This window comes from Shinella sp. G-2 (assembly GCF_050172695.1).
Taxonomy (GTDB): Bacteria; Pseudomonadota; Alphaproteobacteria; order Rhizobiales; family Rhizobiaceae; genus Shinella.
On sequence record NZ_JBBEYH010000004.1, the window covers coordinates 1 to 17,491 of the forward strand.

Here is a 17,491-nt window from a genome sequence, read left to right on the forward strand (position 1 = left end):
GATGATCATCATCGTGGTCTGGTCCTGCACCGGCGCGTTGATCGCGGTGCGCGGCACGTCGACGATGACCGCCCAGGTCGTGTTGATATCGGGCAGGGCGAAGGGGTAGACGACGCGGTCGAACGACGCGAGTTCGTCGAAGGAGAGATCCTTGATATGGCCGATCTTGCCGCTGGCAAGCGCTTCCTTCACGACATCGGCGCCGGTTGAATCGTAGTCCTTCATCAGGAGGTCGGCGACCGGGGCGACGATCCATTTGCCGGACTGCGAAAGCAGCATGACGCGGCCTTCGCCGAAGGGGCGAAGCTGGCTGAGCTTGTCGGACAGCGTCTTCAGCGAGACGTCGACACCGGTGACGCCGATCATCTTGCCGTCCACCTTCACGGGATAGGCGATGGAGGCCATCGTCAGGCCTTCGCCGGTGGAGGTTTCCTGGTAGGGCGAGCTCATGGCGCCCTTGCCGCTCTGCGCGGCCAGCGCATACCACTCGGCCTTGTAGTCGGATTCGAACGTCGACAGCGTGATCGTGCCGTCCTTGCGCTTCGTCCAGTAGGGGTTGAACGAACCGTCCTTGAAGGTGCCGGTCTCCAGAAGCTCGGGCATGCCGCGCGACTGGCCGTCGAAGGCGTTGGGTTCTTCCGCAAACCAGCTGCCCAGCGCGAAGCTGTTCTTTTCCGTGTTCGCCTTGAGGATGCCGACGACCGCCTTGCGGTCGAGGATGCCGGCCGTATGGCCCTGCTCGATGACGCCGCCCATGGCGCGCGCCGCGCCTGCCAGCCCGCCGATCTCGGCTGCGATGTCGGAGGCGATCGCCTTCGCCTCGGTGTCGGCCTGGGTATAGACGAGATCGGAAACGCGGCCCTGGGTCTGGCCGATGAGAACGGTATTGGAGGCGAGCATCACCAGGGCGATGGTACCGCCGGTGACCGCGATGAGCTTCGTCGCGAGCGACTTGGCCTTGAACTTGAACATGAAATCCTCACCATGAGAGACGTCCGCGGCGACGGCCGCGAAGGGGCACATTCGTTTGCGGGGGGTCTCCATCATGGAGGGCGGGGCGCGCGACCAGCGCCGGAAACGGACCGCACCCGTCAAGGGCGCGGCGTTTCAGGACTTCAGTAACCGATAAAATATTAATAAAGAACCAAGCATTGCCGGGTGCATCGGCGCAACCGGCTGAATTTTCAGGCGCCGCAGCCAATGCGACGCCTCGTGCTCCATTTGCGAAGCGGCCTCAGACTTCCGCGTCGACGGCGGAGGCGAAGGGGATGGAGGGCTGGGCGCCGGGCTTGAGGCAGGCGAGCGAGCCGGCGACCGCCGCGCGGCGCAGCGCATCCTTGAAGGCAAGGCCGGCATCGAGCGAGGCGGCGAGATAGCCGCAGAACGTATCGCCCGCGCCGACCGTGTCGACGGGTTCGATGACGAGGCCATCGGCACGGAAGATCTCGCCTTTGCGGATGGCGATGACGCCGTCGGCGCCGAGCGTCACGATGATCGTCTGGCCACTTTCGCCGTGCAGCGCCCGCATGGTCGCCTCGCGCGTCTCGGCCGAAAGCTCGCCCTTGCCGACGAAGAGGTCGAACTCCGTCTCGTTGGCGACGAGGATGTCGGCCATCGCGCCGAGGCGGCGCGCGTCCGGGCTGAAGGGCGCGATGTTGACGACGGAGGTGACGCCCCGGGCCTTGGCGGCGACGAGCGCGGCTTCGATGGAGGCATTGGGGATTTCGAATTGCAGCATGAGGTAGTCGCCGCGCGTCATGGCGCCGACCGTGCGCTTTGCATCCTCTTCGGTGACGGTGCCGTTGGCGCCGGGCACGACGACGATGACGTTCTCGCCGTCATCCTCGGCAACGAGGATATGGGCGGTGCCCGTCGCTTCCGCCGCCGAGCGCACGCCGTTGAGGTCCACGGCCGCGTCGGCGAGGAGCGCGAGCGCCTGGCTGCCGAGACGGTCGTCGCCGACGGCGCCGGCCATGCGCACGATGGAACCGGCGCGGCGGGCGGCGAGCGCCTGATTGGCGCCCTTGCCGCCGGCGGCGGTGGTGAAGCTGGTGCCCATCACCGTCTCGCCCGGTTTTGGCAGGCGTTTCGGCGTGGCGATGAGGTCCATGTTGATGGAACCGAGGACGGTGATCATGAGAAAGCCCCTTGTCGTTTCCGGCGGACACTGCCCGAGGCGCTTAGTCCTCGTCAACTACCCTCAGCCGCAAGGAGCCCGCCCGACCCTCCGCTGCCTTCTCCGCCGGCTGTGAAAGCGCCGAAACCGTCTCGAATTCCAGCTCGCCGATGCGCGCGCCGCGCCGCGCCAGCTTCTCCGTCGAGGTGAGGATGAGGTCGACATCCTTCTGCGCCGACGTGAAATGACCGTGCAGCTTGCGCACCCGGTCGTCGAGCCGCGTCAGGTCGTCCATCAGCCGCGTCACTTCGCCCTGGATGACATGGGCCTGCTCGCGCATGCGCTGGTCCTTCAGGAGCGCCTGCAGCACCTGCACGGAGAGCATGAGCAGCGAGGGGGAGACGATGACGATGCGCGCCCGGTGCGCCCGCTGCACGACGGCCTCGAAATTCTCATGGATGCTGGCGAAGATCGATTCCGACGGTACGAAGAGGAAGGCGGTATCCTGCGTCTCGCCGACGAGCACATACTTTTCCGCGATATCGCGGATATGCACCTCCATGTCGCGGCGGAACTGCTGGGCGGCGAGCTTGGCGGCTTCTGGCGAACGGCCGTCCGACAGTGCGTTCCAGGCCTCCAGCGGGAATTTCGCATCGACGACAAGCGGCGGCTGGCCGTTCGGCATGCGGATCGTGCAGTCGGGGCGCACGCCGTTGGAAAGCTGCGCCTGGAACTGGTACGCGCCGGCCGGCAGCGCGTCGGCGATGATCGTCTCCATGCGCGACTGGCCGAAGGCGCCGCGCGTCTGCTTGTTGGAGAGAATGGCCTGCAGGCCGACGACGTCCTTCGCCAGCGACTGGATGTTGGTCTGCGCGTTGTCGATGACGGCCAGGCGTTCCTGCAGGCGGCGCAGGTTCTCGTGGGTGGCGCGGGTCTGTTCGGAGATCGACTGGCCGAGCCGCTGGGTGAGGCCGTCGAGCCGTGCATTGATCGCCTGGTTCGTTTCCGACTGCTTCGAGCCGAAGACTTCGGCCATGGCGGCGACGCGGCCCTGCATCTCGGTCTGCGCCTTCAGAAGTTCGGCAAAGCGCAGCTCCGCCATGGCGGCGGCCTCGCGCTGGCGGGCCTGGCTGCGCCGGGCGGAAAGGACGCCGAGCACCGCGAGGAGCGCCGCCGCAAGCAGCACCAGCGCCGGGCCGGGACCACCGAAACGGGCGAGGAAGGAGGAGAGGAGCGTGTCGAGGGCGGGATCGATCATGCCGCGACCTTATCACGGATTGCGGCGAAAACCAGATCATAACGTGAACAAGTCGCGCGCGACCCGGGTGAAGTCGATTGAAAGCACAAACAAACCGCGCTAAGGGAGGCGCATGACCATCAAGCCGCTGATTATCCTTCCCGATCCGATCCTCCGCCAGGTCTCCAAGTCCATCGAGACCATCGATGGCGAGGTCAAGAAGCTCGCCGACGACATGCTGGAGACGATGTACGATGCGCCCGGCATCGGCCTTGCCGCCATCCAGATCGGCGTCGCCCGCCGCATGCTGGTGCTCGACGTGGCCAAGGACGGTGAGGACAAGAAGCCGCTCGTCTTCATCAACCCGGAAATCGTCGCCTCCTCGGCCGAACGGTCGGTCTATGAGGAAGGCTGCCTGTCGATCCCGGATTATTATGCCGAGGTCGAGCGTCCGGCCGCCATTACCGTCAAGCATCTCGACCGCGACGGCAAGGAACAGCTGACGCAGGCCGATGGCCTGCTCGCGACCTGCCTCCAGCACGAGATCGACCATCTCAACGGCGTGCTGTTCATCGACCATATTTCCAAGCTGAAGCGCGAAATGGTGATCCGCAAGTTCACCAAGGCGGCGAAGATGCGCGGCAGCAAGGCGCTCTGAGGCGGCAAGGCCGTCCTGTTCCCTTTCACGGAGGCTGACCGATGGCCCTTCGCATCATCTTCATGGGTACGCCGGATTTCTCCGTTGCGACGCTGGAGGCGCTGGCCGAGGCCGGCCACGAGATCGTCGCGGTCTATTCGCAGCCGCCCCGCCCGGCCGGTCGCCGGGGCCTGGAACTCGTGGCCTCGCCCGTGCATCAGGCCGCCGAAAAGCGCGGCATTCCCGTCTTCACGCCGGTCAATTTCCGCGACGAAGCGGACCGCGCGGCCTTCCGCGCCCACAATGCCGATGTCGCCGTCGTCGTTGCCTATGGCCTGCTGCTGCCCGAAGCGATCCTGACGGGCACCCGGCTCGGCTGCTACAACGGGCATGCCTCGCTCCTGCCGCGCTGGCGGGGGGCTGCGCCCATCCAGCGGGCGATCATGGCCGGGGATGCCGAGACCGGCATGATGGTCATGAAGATGGACAAGGGGCTCGATACCGGCCCGGTCGCGCTGACCCGTCATGTGACGATCGCCGAGACCATGACGGCGGGCGAGCTGCACGATGCGCTGATGCAGGTGGGCGGCGCGCTGATGGTCGAGGCCATGGGCAGGCTCGAGGCCGGCGACCTGCCGCTGACGCCGCAGGCGGAAGACGGCGTGCTCTACGCCGCCAAGATCGACAAGACAGAGACGCGCATCGACTTTTCCAGGTCCGCAAAGGACGTGCACAACCATATCCGCGGTCTCTCGCCCTTTCCCGGCGCCTGGTTCGAACTGCCGGTCGCCGGCAAGCCGGAGCGGGTGAAGGTGCTGGCGAGCGAGCGCATCGATACGGCCGCCGCCAGATCGGCCGGCACGGTGCTCGACGACCGGCTGGCCGTTGCCTGCGGCGCGGGCGCCGTGCGGCTCGTGCGGCTGCAGAAGGCCGGCGGAAAGCCGCTCGATGCGGCCGATTTCCTGCGCGGCACGCCCGTCGCCGCCGGTGAGGTCCTCGCCTGATGCCGCGCTATCGCCTGCGCATCGAATATGACGGCACGCCCTATGTCGGCTGGCAGCGGCAGGAGAATGGCCATTCCGTGCAGGGGGCCATCGAGGCGGCAATTCTGTCGCTGACCGGCGAGACGGTTTCGATCCGCGGTGCGGGCCGCACCGATTCCGGCGTGCACGCCATGGGCCAGGTCGCCCATGCCGATCTTTCGCGTCCGTGGAAGGAGCATACGCTCCGCAACGCGCTCAATGCGCATCTCGGCATGGCGGGCGAGCGTGTCGCGATCCTCGATGCGGCGGAAGTGCCCGACGATTTCGATGCGCGGTTTTCCGCGGTACGGCGGCATTATCTCTACCGCATCGTCTCGCGCCGCGCGCCCCTGGCGCTGGAGGCGAACCGCGCCTGGTTCGTCGCCAAGGACCTGGACCACGAGGCCATGCATGCGGCCGGCCAGGTGCTGGTCGGCAAACACGACTTCACCACCTTCCGCGCGGCCCAGTGCCAGGCCAGGAGCCCGGTGCGCACCATCGACAGGCTGGACGTCACCCGCAGCGGCGATCTCATCGAGATGCGCGTCTCGGCGCAGAGCTTCCTGCACAACCAGATCCGCTCCTTCGCCGGCACGCTCAAGCTGGCGGGCGAGGGCAAGTGGACGGTGGATGACGTGCGCGCCGCGCTGGAGGCGCGCGACCGCAAGGCCTGCGGCCCCGTGGCGCCGCCGGACGGGCTCTACTTCATGGCCGTCGACTACTAGCGTTTGCCAGGAAAAGTGGGAACCGGTTTTCCCGAAAAGACAAACGAACAAAAGAATTTAGAGCATGTCTGGTTCAAGCTGAACCTGTCATGCTCTAAGTGTGAATAGTCCGGTGACGAGCGGTTCACCGGACTTGTCCTGGCCGCGTGTTGTTGTCGCATTGTCCGACGCCGAAGCGATGCAGCTTCGGCCGGAAACGCCTAACCCGGCAGCGTGCCGAGAAGGCGCTGCAATTCCTGCCCGACGATCATCGGCGGAAGCACGAAGATCGCGGTCATGGCGGCAGCGAGCAGCGTCTGCTTGCCGACGCACATCCAGACCAGCCGGAACTGCAGCACGACGCTCGCGCCGAAGACCGCATAGAGCAGCAGGCCCGCAAAGGGCGCGCTTGTGGGCAACACGAGCGTCAGCGCAAAGGGAAGCGCCGCGGCATAGGCGAAGGGCACGGCGATCCAGTTGCTCGCCGTCACCACGGTCGCGAGATATTGCGCATAGCCGAGCGTCCGGGCCAGCGCGGCCAGAAGCACCAGCGGCAGCAGCCAGCCGGCGACATCGATCGCCAGCAGCTTGACGAAGAAGGAGACGCCGGCGGGCGTGTCGGCCGGCATGCTGGCGAGATAGTAGAGCCGCCAGGAGGCCCAGATGACGGCGAAGGCCGGCAGGCACCACAGGAACGCCCAGAAGGAGCGCGCGAAGCCCCGCACTGTCAGGTCCAGCCAGCCGAAGCCTTCCGGCTTCTGCTTCAAAAGCAGGTAGACGCCGGTGAGATAGCGCTGGAGCTCGTCAAGCCCGGGCATCGCCGAACCAGCGTTCGATGAAGGTCTGGTAGATCACGGTCAGCGTCTCGAGATCGGCGACCGCCACCCGTTCGTCCACCATGTGCATGGTCTGGCCGACGAGGCCGAATTCCACGACGGGGCAGTAGTCCTTGATATAGCGGGCGTCCGAGGTGCCGCCGGTCGTCGACAGCTTGGGCGCCCGGCCGGTGACGGCCTCGACGGCGCCCGACAGCGAGGCGATGAGCTGGTTGTTGCGCGTCAGGAAGACGTGGCTCGGCCGCTCGGCCCAGACGAGATCGTAGCGCACCGGTTCGCGGCCCGGCCGCAGCCGCTCGTCGCGTGCGGCGGCATCGAGCCGGCGGACGATCTCGTCCATCACGGTCTCGGCCGTCCAGGCATCGTTGAAGCGGATGTTGAAGCGCGCGAGCGCCTTGCCGGGCACGACATTGGTGGCGGGATTGCCGATGTCGATGGTCGTGACTTCCAGGTTCGACGGCTGGAAGTTCTCCGTGCCGGCGTCGAAGGGCGGGTGCATCAGCGCGTCGGTGAGCGCGAGAACGCCGCGCACGGCATTGTCGGCCAGGTGTGGATAGGCGGCATGGCCTTGCACGCCATGCACGGTGAGCGTGCCGGAGACCGAGCCGCGCCGGCCGATCTTGATCATGTCGCCGAGCTGGTCCGGATTGGTCGGCTCGCCGACCAGGCAGGCGTCCCAGCGCTCGCCGCGTTCGGCCGCCCATTGCAGGAGCTTGATCGTGCCGTTGACGGCCGGACCTTCCTCGTCGCCGGTGATGAGGAAGGAGAGCGAACCCTTCGGCGGGCCGTTCTTTTCGATCTGCCGCGCGACGGCGGCGACGAAGCAGGCGATGCCGCCCTTCATGTCGACCGCGCCGCGGCCGAACATCTCGCCGCCGGCAATCTCCGCGCCGAAGGGCGCATGGGTCCAGGCGGCCTCGTCGCCGACCGGCACCACATCCGTGTGGCCGGCGAACATCAGGTGCGGTTCCTCGCTGCCGATGCGGGCATAGAGGTTCTCGATGTCCGGCATGCCGGGCTCGCGGGCGACCATGCGTTCGACCGTGAAGCCGAGCGGCTCCAGCATGGCGGCGAGCGCCGTCAGCGCACCGCCCTCGGCGGGCGTCACGGAGGGGCAGCGGATGAGTGTGGCGAGGTTTTCGATGGGGTCGGCGGAGGTCATGGGCATGCGGTCACAGCGCGATAGGGGAAGGGAATCGAGGTGTAGCCGATCGGCCGGGGCCTGTCACGCGGCGGCAGGCGCCGTCAGTCCGGGGGGCGGTTGGTGCGCCGGCCAAAATCGTTGGGGCCGGCGGTGCCCGGCCAGACGAGGAAGGCGAGGAGCGCGAAGAAGGAAATGGCCGGGATGAAGAGGCAGATGATGAGCGGCGTCGGCAGGTTCATGTCGTGCAGGCGCTTGATCGTCAGCATGACGGAGGAGACGGTCGCGACGATGCCGACGCCGAAGAACACGAAGGACCAGAGCACGAAGGAGGGATCCTCTTTCGGCACGATGAAGATGCGGGCGAAGGCCGCCGCAATCAGCATGACCCAGAAGCCCCAGGCGAGCGCGAAGGGCGCGCGGCTGAGGCGGCCGGACCAGCCGAAGAAGAGCCAGGTGAGGCTCGGCCTCTGCTCTTCGACGGCTGTCATGGATCAGTCCCGCAGAAGTTCGTTGATGCCAGTCTTCGAGCGGGTCTGGGCGTCGACGCGCTTGACGATGACGGCGCAGTAGAGGCTCGGTGCCGGCAGGCCGTTCGGCATGGTCTTGTCGGAGGGCATGGAGCCGGCGACGACGACCGAATAGGGCGGCACTTCGCCATAGGTCACTTCGCCCGTCGCCCGGTCGACGATCTTGGTCGACTTGCCGATGAAGACGCCCATGCCGAGCACGGAGCCTTCACGCACGATGCAGCCCTCGACGACTTCCGAGCGGGCGCCGATGAAGCAGTTGTCCTCGATGATGGTCGGGCCGGCCTGCATGGGCTCCAGCACGCCGCCGATGCCGACGCCGCCCGAAAGGTGCACGTGCTTGCCGATCTGCGCGCAGGAGCCGACCGTCGCCCAGGTGTCGACCATCGTGCCCTCGCCGACATAGGCGCCGAGATTGACGAAGGAGGGCATCAGGATGGCGTTGGGCGCGATATAGGCCGAGCGGCGCACCACGCAGTTGGGCACGGCGCGGAAGCCGGCCTTCTCGAATTCGTTGACGCTCCAGCCGTCGAACTTGGAGGGCACCTTGTCCCACCAGGCCGATTCTCCCGGGCCGCCCTTGACGATTTCCATCGGGTTGAGGCGGAAGGAGAGCAGGACCGCCTTCTTGAGCCACTGGTTGACCGTCCAGGTGCCGTCCTCGCCGCGCTCGGCGACACGGACCTTGCCGGTGTCGAGCAGGTTCAGCGACGTCTCAACCGCATCGCGGACTTCGCCGCGCGTGGACGTGTTGATGCCGTCCCGTTCCTCGAAGGCGCGGTCGATGGTTGCGGACAATGCGGTGAGGTTGGACGTGTTCATCGGAATTCCTTAAACTTCGACGCTTATTTTCGATGGTCGGGATGCCGGAAGGTCGATTTCATCAATCAGCAAGATGCTCTAGAGCAAGTGCCGGGAAAGATGAAGCCCCTTTCCGGCAGATACTGTCGCACGGGCGAAGTGGTAATCCCGAGCGACGAGACAGCAGACCGGAAGGCAGGAAGTGACATGGCAAGATTGAAGAAGAAGAGCCTGCGCCGCAAGGACGGCGTCTGGGATCCGTTGGCCGACAGCGCGCAGGACAAACACCGCGCCGCCGTGGTGCCGCAGACGCCGCAATCGGCCCATCCCGCCTACCGGCTTGCCTATGTCGACGACGATTTTCTCTGCCGCGAGGAGCTGCGCCCGGTGCGCCTGCAGCTCGAATTGCTCAAGGTGGAGATGATGCTGGCCGAGCGCGGCATCAAGTCGACCGTCGTCATGTTCGGCGGCGCGCGCATCCCCGCCCCCGGCGAGGACGCCTGGGCGGCGCGCAACGAGACGCAGCGCGTGAACCTGGAGGCCGCGTCGGTCTACTACGAGGAAGCGCGCAAATTCGCCCGCATGTGCTCGGAAAAGTCGGCCGAGCTCGGCTTCAAGGAATATGTCGTCGTTACCGGTGGCGGGCCTGGCGTCATGGAGGCGGGCAACCGCGGGGCGGCCGATGTCGGCGCACCCTCCATCGGTCTCAACATCGTGCTGCCGCACGAGCAGGCGCCGAACCCCTATGTGACGCCGGAACTCAGCTTCAATTTCCACTATTTCGCGATCCGCAAGATGCATTTCCTGCTGCGCGCCAAGGCTGTCACGGTCTTCCCCGGCGGCTTCGGCACGCTGGACGAACTGTTCGAGACCGTGACGCTGATGCAGACCGGCCGCATGGCGCTGGTGCCGCTCATCCTGTTCGGCAAGGCCTTCTGGCACAAGATCATCGATTTCGATGCGCTCGCGGCCTTCGGAACGATCGCACCGGGCGATGTGGAACTGATGCAGTTCGTCGAGACGGCGGACGAGGCCTGGGACATCATCGTGAAGTTTTACGAGAAGCTGGAAGCCGAGCACGCGGTGGCGGCGCAGGGGTAGGCGCCGCGATCGCCGCGATCTCCGGGCAGCGGAGACTTTCCTGCATAAAGGACGCCCCGGTTTTCGGCCGGGGCGTTTCAGTCGGGCGTGCTGGGAGGCTTACTTCTTGTGGCGCTTGCCGATCTCGTCGAGCGTGATGAAGCCGTCGCCGTTGCGATCGCGTTGCTTGAACATCGTCGCGGCAGCGGTTTCCAGTTCGGCCCTGGTCAGCGTACCGTTTCCGTCGGCGTCGGCGCGCTCGAACAGGCGGGCGCCCCTGCGGTCCATGCGGGCGTCACGCAGGGCCGCCCGCGCGGCGTCGCGGGCTTCGCCTTCGGTGGCCTTTACCGCGCGGTAGGCCTTGCGGGCGTCCTGGAACGCGTCGCGCTTGGCATCGACTTCCGCCTTCGTCACCTCGCCATTCTTGTCGGCGTCGAAGCGCTCGAAGGTCTGCGTGGCGCGGGCCAGCATTTCGGCCGGCGAGAGTTTGCCGTCCTTGTCGGTGTCGAGGCGTTTCAGCATGCGCTCGGCGCGGTCTTCGCCGCCCTTGCCTTTATGCCCCTTGCCGTGATGTCCTTTGCCGGGCCGGGCATCCGCCGTGTCGAGCACGCCGTCCTTGTTGCTGTCGCGCCGCGCGAAGATGGTCTCCGCGACACTCAGCACCTCGGCCTTGGAAAGTGTGCCGCTCTTGTCGGTATCCGTGCGGTCGAACATTTTTCCCGCCCCCGGCAGGTGGTACGGGCCGGCGGCGCGCAGGGCCTCGCGGGCCTTGTCCTTGTCGGCCTCGGCCGCATCGCGAACGGCCTTGCGGGCGTTCTTCAGGGTCTCGTGGCGTGCCTTGATCTCGTCCTTCGTCACCGCGCCATTGCCGTCGGCGTCGAAGGCCTGGAAGGCGGCGGATATGCGTGTCTTGAATTCGTCGAGCGAGACCTTGCCATTCTTGTCGGCGTCGAGGCGCTCGATCATCGCGGCGTGGTGCTTGTGGTGCTTTCCTTCGCCCTTGGCGGCGAAGGCGGGGGCGGCAGCGCCCGAAAGAAGCAGGCCGGCGGCAACGGCGCCGAGAAGAAGGTTCTTTTTAGCCATGGTCATTCCTTTCATCCATCGTCCCTTGGGAGCGCAGGATAAAGGGAATGCCGGCCCGGGCCAGTTACAAATTGGTAATTCAACCATTTGACGGAAAAGGGCTTTTTCCGTGTCGGGAATGTGTCGGGCCTAAAGCAGCGCGTTGAGGAAGCCCGTGAGGTTGGACGTCGCATAGTCGATATGCTTGTCGTCCTCCGTACGCTTCTCCCAGGCGTCGACGAATTCGTGGTCGACATCCTGGGGCACCAGCAGCACCGTCTTCATGCCTAGCGCCTTGGGCACGAGCAGGTTGCGCGGCAGGTCCTCGAACATCACGGCATGCTGCGTATCAACCCGGTGCAGCGCCATGAACTTGTCATAGGTCGCACCCGCGGGCTTGGGAACATAGTCCGCCGCCACGATATCGAAGACGTCGTCGAAATGGTGGAAGATGCCAAGGGCCTTGGCCGCCATCTCGGCGTGCTTCACGCTGCCATTGGTAAAGATGAACTTGCGGCCGGGCAGTGCCTGAATCGCCTCACCCAGCGACAGGTCCGGCGACAGCACGTCGTAATTGATCGCATGCGCCTTTTCGAGGAAGTCGGCGGGATCGATATGGTGGTGGATCATCAGCCCCTTCAGCGTGGTGCCGTGATCGAAATAATATTGCTTCTGCAGGGCGCGCGCATCCTCGCGCGACAGGCCCAGCAGGGCCGAGACGTAAGCCGTCATGTTCTTGTCGATCTGCGCGAAGAGATCGACATGGTGCGGGTACAGCGTGTTGTCGAGGTCGAAGACCCAGTCACGCACGTGGGAAAAGTCGGCTTTGTTCGGAAGGTCGCTCATGGCCCGTCTTATGGCACGGGTGCCGGGCGAGGGAAACGGAATTTTCCGCGTGGGACAGACGTGACAATGGATTTGGCGCGGCCCGCATGCTAGCGGGCTCGGCATGGAAACCTGGGTTCTCATCACCATCGCCGCGGCCTTTCTGCAGAATGTCCGCTCCGCCATGCAGAAACACCTGAAGGGCCGCATGGGCACGACGGGCGCGACCTTCGTGCGCTTCGGTTTCGGCATGCCTTTCGCGCTTCTCTACATGGCGATTCTCGCCTTCGTGCTCGCCCGGCCGCTACCGGTGCCGAACGGCTCATTCTTCCTGTGGGCGGTCATCGGCGGCATCGCGCAGATCGCGGCGACCTTCCTGCTCGTCCACCTCTTCTCCTTCCGCAACTTCGCGGTCGGCACGGCCTATTCGCGTACAGAGCCGGCGCAGGCCGCACTGTTCGGCCTCGTCTTCCTCGGCGAGCGGGCCTCCGCCGGCACGCTGGTCGCCATCGCGATCTCGGTCGTCGGCGTCATGGTCATCTCGGTCGCGCGCAGCGTCGTTTCCGTGCGCTCGCTCTTCACCTCGGTGCTGACGCAGACGGCCGGTATCGGCCTCCTCTCTGGCACCTTCTTCGGCGTCTCGGCTGTCGCCTACCGCTCCGCCTCGCTGGCGCTCGCGCCCAGCCTGCCGGCGCCGGACTATGCGGTGCAGGCGAGCTACACGCTCGTCTTCGTCATCATCCTGCAGACGGTCTTGATGTTCGGCTGGATCCTGGCGCGCGAACGGGCCGAACTGCCGCGCATCGTCGCGGCCTGGCGGCCGGCGTTGCTGGTCGGTTTCGTCGGCGCCACGGCCTCCTTCGGCTGGTTCATGGCGATGACATTGCAGCAGGCGGCGGTGGTGAAGGCGCTGGCGCAGGTGGAGATGCTGTTCACCTTCGCCTCCACGGTCTTCATCTTCAAGGAGCGCATCAACCGGCTGGAAATGCTCGGCTGCGCGCTCATCGTCGTCGGGGTCCTTGCGCTGCTCTTCTACGGCTGAGCGCCTTTACCATCGCGGCCCGCCACGCTAGTTTGCGGGCCTTCAAGACATTGCACAAGGAAACGGGACCATGGACGGATTCATGCGCGGCGCGGGGGAATTCCTGCTGCTGCTCGGCGCGATCTATGCGGTCACCGTGGCGATCTACTTCATCCTCGGCTTCGGCATCACCTGGCTGAACGACCGCAACCCGGAGCGGCGCATCCAGAAGAACCGGCGCGGCGAAAAGCGCAAGGTGGCCGAGATCCGTCTCAGCATGGCTTCGATCCTCGTCACCTGCCTGTCCGTGGCCATCGGCCTCTTTGCGCAGTACAAAGGCTGGGCCTGGACGCCCTGGGCGTTCTCCTGGTGGACGGCAGTGCCGCTCTTCCTGCTCGCCATGGTGCTGTTCGACGCCTGGTTCTATTTCGCCCACCGCCTGCTGCACACCAAGCTCTTCTATCGCTTCCATCTGGAGCATCACCGCAGCGTCGCGCCCACCGTCTGGAGCAATGATTCCATCGGCCTCGTCGATACGGCGCTGTCGCAGGGCTTTTATGCGGTCATCGTCTTCATCGTGCCGTTCCCGCCGCTGATCCTCATCGCCAACCGCCTGTTCGATCAGGTCAACGGCACCTTCGGCCATGCGGGTTTCGAGTATTTCGCGTCGAAGACCGCGCGCTATCCCTCGCCGATGCTGTGCACGACCTATCACGACCAGCACCACGCGGAGTTCAAGTATAATTTCGCGAACTATTTCTCGTTCTGGGATCGCGTCATGGGCACGATCTCGCCCGTCTATGACACGCGCGTCGAGACCTTCGAGAAGGAAGCGCCGCCGCTGAAGCTGACGCTCGCCAAGGAAGCGGCGTCGCAGGGCCGCGACACCGCCTAGGAGAGGACGGGAATCAGGGAACGATCAGCGTGCCTGCGCCGTGCTCGGTGAAGATCTCGAGCAGTACGGAGTGGGCGGTCTTGCCGTTGAGGATGACGACGCCCTGAACGCCCGCCTTGATGGCGTCGATGCAGGTCTCCACCTTCGGGATCATGCCGCCGGAAATCGTGCCGTCCTTGATGAGGGCGCGGGCCTCTGCGACGGAAAGCTCCTTGATGAGCTGGCCGTTCTTGTCGAGAACGCCCGGAACGTCCGTCAGGAAGAGCAGGCGCGTTGCGCTGAGCGCGCCGGCGATGGCGCCGGCGAAGGTGTCGGCGTTGATGTTGTAGGTGTGGCCGTCACGGCCGGGGGCGACCGGCGCGATGACCGGGATCATCTCGGACTTGGCGAGGAGATCGATCAGCGTGCGGTCGACTTCCACCACTTCGCCGACGAAGCCGAGGTCGAGGATGCGCTCGATATTGCTGTCGGGATCGACGACGGTCTTCTTGGCCTTTTCGGCGAAGACCATGTTGCCGTCCTTGCCGCACAGGCCGATGGCCCATTCGCCCGTCTGGTTGATGAGCGCGACGATCTCCTTGTTGATCGAACCGGCGAGCACCATTTCGACGATCTCGACCGTCTTCTCGTCGGTGACGCGAAGACCGCCCTCGAATTTCGATTCGATGCCCATCTTGGTCAGCATGGCGCCGATCTGCGGCCCGCCGCCATGCACGACGATGGGGTTGACGCCCGATTGCTTGAGAAGCGCGATGTCGCTTGCGAAAGCCTTGCCCAGTTCGGCATTGCCCATCGCATGGCCGCCGTATTTCACCACGATGGTCTTGTTCTCATAGCGCTGCATGAAGGGCAGGGCTTGCGCGAGAAGGCGGGCTTGGGTTTCGCTTTCGGATAGGGACATGGCGGCCTCTTGGAAATCAACGGGGGCCTGTTTAACGCATGTTGTGTGACGATGGAATGATCCGCCGGCCAACGCCCGCGAAAAAGCGGGACGACCGTTGGCAGGAAGGGGCCTTGGGGAATATGATCCTTGTCTTACACGTTGAGCAAACACGGATCGACTTCCTATATAGGGAAGAGGCGGGGCCGTGTCCCGCGATCGTTGATTGAACCGAGAGAGTGCACGAGCCGATGACGGCGTCAGACCGAGAGATGAGAGGGCCCCGCTGCGACGAGGTGATGGCCGGCGAATATGTGCTCGGCGTGTTGTCCGCCGAGGATCGCCGCCGGGTCGAGGCGCGGCTGGCCAGCGACCGGCAATTCGCTGCCATGGTAAGCCGCTGGGAGGAAAATCTCGCCACCCTCGGCGACGAGCACGAGACGCTGCCGCCTCCGCCCCCCACCCGTGCTTCCGCCTCTCAGGCCGCGCCCGGCGCCGTGCCGCGCGATGCCGTGCTCTCGGGAAAGGTCGCCGGCGGCTGTTGGCATTCGCTGGTGCTCTGGCGGGCGCTGGCCGTGGCCTCGCTCGCGGTCGCCGCGGGCCTTGCGATTTCCATGAGCGCGCTTCTGGCCCCGCATGCCGTGCCCGGCGGCCGGCTGATCGCGGATCTGGCCGGTGACGGCGTGCCCGTCGATCTGATGGCGCATTATGACGAGGCGCGCGGGGTCGTGCGCCTTGCGCCCGTTGCAAGCGGGGAAAAGGCAAAGTCGCTGGAACTCTGGCTGACCGAGGAAGGCAAGGCGCCCGTGTCGCTCGGCGTGTTGCCGCAGACGGGCGAGGGCGAGATTGCCGTGCCGGCGGCCCTGCGCGGCCGCCTCGCACAGGGCGCGACGCTGTCCGTCAGCGCCGAACCTTTCGGCGGCTCGCCGACGGGCAACGCCAGCGGACCGTTCATCGCGGCCGGCGCCGTGCAGTTCGAATAGTTATCGCGCGATCGAGGTCAGGATGGCGCTGCGCAGCTCGTCGAGCCCGCGGCCCTTTTCCGACGAGGTCGAAAGCACCTCCGGATAGGCGGCCGGGCGCTTGACGATCTTCTGGCGCGTCTCCTCGATCAGGCGCGGCACGCCGGCATCCTTGATCTTGTCGGTCTTGGTCAGCACGACCTGATAGGAGACCGCCGCTTTGTCGAGCAGGGCGAAGACCTCCTCGTCGTTCTTCTTGATGCCGTGGCGGCTGTCGATCAGCACATAGACGCGCTTCAGCGTGGAGCGACCGCGCAGATAATCGAAGACGAGCTTCGTCCAGGCATCGACCTGTTCCTTCGGCGCCTGCGCATAGCCGTAGCCGGGCATGTCGACCAGCGCCATCGGCGGCAGATCGCCCTCCTCACCGGAAAAGCCGTCGGGAACGAAGTAGTTGAGTTCCTGCGTGCGGCCGGGCGTGTTGGACGTGCGCGCGAGGCCCTTGTGGCCGACCAGGGCGTTGATCAGCGACGACTTGCCGACATTCGAGCGGCCGGCAAAGGCGATCTCCGGCGGTCCCTCGGGCGGCAGGAATTTCATGGCCGGTACGCCGCGGATGAAAATCCACGGCCTGCCGAACAGCGGCTTTTCGCCCTGGGGCGTCGTCTCGGTCATCGCTCTAGCCTTTTTTGTCAGCCCTTCGCTTCCCGGTTTTGGCCGGGAAAGTCAAGCGCGGCGCTGCCGCCAGAGCTCGACGCCGAGATAGGAAAGCAGCGCGACCAGCACGACGATGCCGCCGATCACGGTGGGAATGCCGGGGATTTCGCCGTGGATGACGGCGACCCAGAGCGGGGCGAGCACGGTCTCGGCGGTGCCGAGCAGGGCGGCGAGCGGGGAGGGAACGAGGCGCGCGCCGGTGACGAAAAGGGCAAGGCCGAGGCCGAAATTGAGCGCGCCGAAGACGACGAGGATGCCGAGCTCCTGTGTCGTCACCGCAAAGCTCGAGGCCTGGCTTGCCGCCGTGACCGCCGCGATGACGGTGCCGAGGAAGACAGCGGGCGTCATGCGCACATGGGCAAAGCGCCGCGTAATGATCGTGGCGGTGGCGAAGGCGAAGGCGATGAGGATGGCGAGGGCATCGCCCATCGGCGAGACCCGGCCGCCGAGCGATTCCGAGACCATGATGGCGACGCCCGCGATGACGGCCGCAATCGCGATCCAGGTATGGAGGGCGACCCGCTCGCGGAAGAGGAGCCAGGCCATCAGCGCGGCGATCAGCGGCACGCCGGCCTGGATCAGGACGACATTGGCGACGGTGGTGTAGGCGAGCGCCAGGATGAAGGAGGTGGAGGCGGTGGCGAAGCACACGCCGACCGCAACCCCGGCAAGGCCCATGCCCTTGAAAAGCTGCAGCGTGCCGCGCGGCCCGTCGCGCAGAAGCATGAAACCGAGCAGGAAGAGTGCGGCGAAGACCGAGCGCCAGAAGACGACCGTCCAGCCGTCCTCGATGGCGAGAAACCGGGCCAGCGTGCCGCCGAAGCTCCAGACGACGGCCGAGCCGAGCACGAGGGTGGCGCCAAAGCCCTGCCCCCGGCTATCCGGAAGGGTGGGGGTAACCGGAAGCGTCGAAGCGGACATGATACGCCCAGGAAAGAGAAGTGGAGGCGAGCATGGCAGGAATGCGCCCTCACCGCTTCCATGCCAGCGACGGAGCGATGTCGCAAGCGGGGCAAAAGAAAACC

19 protein-coding genes are annotated in these 17,491 nt (G+C 65.8%); 7 read left to right on the top strand and 12 right to left on the bottom strand.

The window, feature by feature from the left end; all coding sequences use genetic code 11:
- The 3 genes from V8U06_RS09085 to V8U06_RS09095 form a co-directional block, all read right to left on the bottom strand.
- Positions 1 to 972, bottom strand: a 972-nt coding sequence (locus V8U06_RS09085; RefSeq protein WP_427140372.1) for a PDC sensor domain-containing protein, incomplete at its 3' end; no start/stop codon positions are given.
- Between the two features lie 262 nt (positions 973 to 1,234).
- On the bottom strand, positions 1,235 to 2,137 hold the full coding sequence (locus V8U06_RS09090; protein WP_427140373.1) for a ribokinase: 903 nt from the start codon (positions 2,135 to 2,137) through the stop codon (positions 1,235 to 1,237).
- Positions 2,138 to 2,180: 43 nt separating this feature from the next.
- Complete coding sequence (locus tag V8U06_RS09095) at positions 2,181 to 3,374, bottom strand: DNA recombination protein RmuC (protein WP_427140374.1); 1,194 nt, start codon at positions 3,372 to 3,374, stop codon at positions 2,181 to 2,183.
- 112 nt (positions 3,375 to 3,486) lie between these two features.
- On the opposite strand from V8U06_RS09095, the gene def reads away from it, so the two are divergent.
- From def to truA, 3 genes are read left to right on the top strand one after another with little or no spacing between them, the layout of a single operon-like run.
- Positions 3,487 to 4,011 (top strand): peptide deformylase, encoded by a 525-nt coding sequence (def, locus tag V8U06_RS09100; protein ID WP_427140375.1) that lies wholly within the window; start codon positions 3,487 to 3,489, stop codon positions 4,009 to 4,011.
- A gap of 41 nt (positions 4,012 to 4,052) precedes the next feature.
- Positions 4,053 to 4,994 (top strand): methionyl-tRNA formyltransferase, encoded by a 942-nt coding sequence (gene fmt / locus V8U06_RS09105; RefSeq protein WP_427140376.1) that lies wholly within the window; start codon positions 4,053 to 4,055, stop codon positions 4,992 to 4,994.
- Positions 4,994 to 5,737, top strand: a complete 744-nt coding sequence (truA, locus tag V8U06_RS09110) for a tRNA pseudouridine(38-40) synthase TruA (RefSeq protein WP_427140377.1) — start codon at positions 4,994 to 4,996, stop codon at positions 5,735 to 5,737. Before fmt ends, truA begins: the two co-directional genes overlap by 1 nt.
- 200 nt (positions 5,738 to 5,937) lie before the next feature.
- On the opposite strand, the gene V8U06_RS09115 is transcribed toward truA, so the two are convergent.
- The 4 genes from V8U06_RS09115 to dapD form a co-directional block, all read right to left on the bottom strand.
- Positions 5,938 to 6,534: a hypothetical protein gene (locus V8U06_RS09115; RefSeq protein WP_427140378.1), complete on the bottom strand. Its 597-nt coding sequence runs from the start codon at positions 6,532 to 6,534 to the stop codon at positions 5,938 to 5,940.
- Complete coding sequence (gene dapE, locus V8U06_RS09120) at positions 6,521 to 7,714, bottom strand: succinyl-diaminopimelate desuccinylase (RefSeq protein WP_427140607.1); 1,194 nt, start codon at positions 7,712 to 7,714, stop codon at positions 6,521 to 6,523. The genes V8U06_RS09115 and dapE overlap by 14 nt, the downstream gene beginning before the upstream one ends.
- Before the next feature lie 83 nt (positions 7,715 to 7,797).
- Positions 7,798 to 8,184 carry a DUF805 domain-containing protein gene (locus V8U06_RS09125; protein ID WP_427140379.1) on the bottom strand — a complete coding sequence of 129 codons (387 nt, stop codon included), beginning with the start codon at positions 8,182 to 8,184 and terminating at the stop codon, positions 7,798 to 7,800.
- A 3-nt stretch (positions 8,185 to 8,187) separates the two neighbouring features.
- Positions 8,188 to 9,045 (bottom strand): 2,3,4,5-tetrahydropyridine-2,6-dicarboxylate N-succinyltransferase, encoded by an 858-nt coding sequence (dapD, locus tag V8U06_RS09130; RefSeq protein ID WP_427140380.1) that lies wholly within the window; start codon positions 9,043 to 9,045, stop codon positions 8,188 to 8,190.
- 186 nt (positions 9,046 to 9,231) lie between these two features.
- Between dapD and V8U06_RS09135 the strand changes: the two genes are divergently transcribed.
- Positions 9,232 to 10,125 (top strand): LOG family protein, encoded by an 894-nt coding sequence (locus V8U06_RS09135; RefSeq protein ID WP_427140381.1) that lies wholly within the window; start codon positions 9,232 to 9,234, stop codon positions 10,123 to 10,125.
- Between the two features lie 99 nt (positions 10,126 to 10,224).
- Here V8U06_RS09135 and V8U06_RS09140 read toward each other — a convergent pair whose 3' ends face one another.
- Both V8U06_RS09140 and V8U06_RS09145 read right to left on the bottom strand, forming a co-directional pair.
- Positions 10,225 to 11,187 carry an EF-hand domain-containing protein gene (locus V8U06_RS09140; RefSeq protein WP_427140382.1) on the bottom strand — a complete coding sequence of 321 codons (963 nt, stop codon included), beginning with the start codon at positions 11,185 to 11,187 and terminating at the stop codon, positions 10,225 to 10,227.
- A 129-nt stretch (positions 11,188 to 11,316) separates the two neighbouring features.
- Positions 11,317 to 12,012 (bottom strand): pyrimidine 5'-nucleotidase, encoded by a 696-nt coding sequence (locus V8U06_RS09145; protein WP_427140383.1) that lies wholly within the window; start codon positions 12,010 to 12,012, stop codon positions 11,317 to 11,319.
- A gap of 103 nt (positions 12,013 to 12,115) precedes the next feature.
- On the opposite strand from V8U06_RS09145, the gene V8U06_RS09150 reads away from it, so the two are divergent.
- Positions 12,116 to 13,033: an EamA family transporter gene (locus V8U06_RS09150; protein ID WP_427140384.1), complete on the top strand. Its 918-nt coding sequence runs from the start codon at positions 12,116 to 12,118 to the stop codon at positions 13,031 to 13,033.
- 70 nt (positions 13,034 to 13,103) lie between these two features.
- A complete protein-coding gene (locus V8U06_RS09155; RefSeq protein ID WP_427140385.1) occupies positions 13,104 to 13,907 on the top strand; it encodes a sterol desaturase family protein in 804 nt (267 codons plus the stop codon).
- A 13-nt stretch (positions 13,908 to 13,920) separates the two neighbouring features.
- Here the strand turns inward: V8U06_RS09155 and argB are convergent, their stop codons facing one another.
- Positions 13,921 to 14,808: an acetylglutamate kinase gene (argB, locus tag V8U06_RS09160; RefSeq protein ID WP_427140386.1), complete on the bottom strand. Its 888-nt coding sequence runs from the start codon at positions 14,806 to 14,808 to the stop codon at positions 13,921 to 13,923.
- A gap of 251 nt (positions 14,809 to 15,059) precedes the next feature.
- Here argB and V8U06_RS09165 point away from each other — a divergent pair, with 251 nt between their 5' ends.
- Positions 15,060 to 15,770 (top strand): anti-sigma factor, encoded by a 711-nt coding sequence (locus V8U06_RS09165; RefSeq protein ID WP_427140387.1) that lies wholly within the window; start codon positions 15,060 to 15,062, stop codon positions 15,768 to 15,770.
- On the opposite strand, the gene yihA is transcribed toward V8U06_RS09165, so the two are convergent.
- Positions 15,771 to 16,424, bottom strand: a complete 654-nt coding sequence (yihA, locus tag V8U06_RS09170) for a ribosome biogenesis GTP-binding protein YihA/YsxC (protein WP_427140388.1) — start codon at positions 16,422 to 16,424, stop codon at positions 15,771 to 15,773. It lies immediately after the preceding gene.
- Between the two features lie 51 nt (positions 16,425 to 16,475).
- A complete protein-coding gene (locus tag V8U06_RS09175; protein ID WP_427140389.1) occupies positions 16,476 to 17,387 on the bottom strand; it encodes a DMT family transporter in 912 nt (303 codons plus the stop codon).
- Positions 17,388 to 17,491 lie beyond the last annotated feature (104 nt).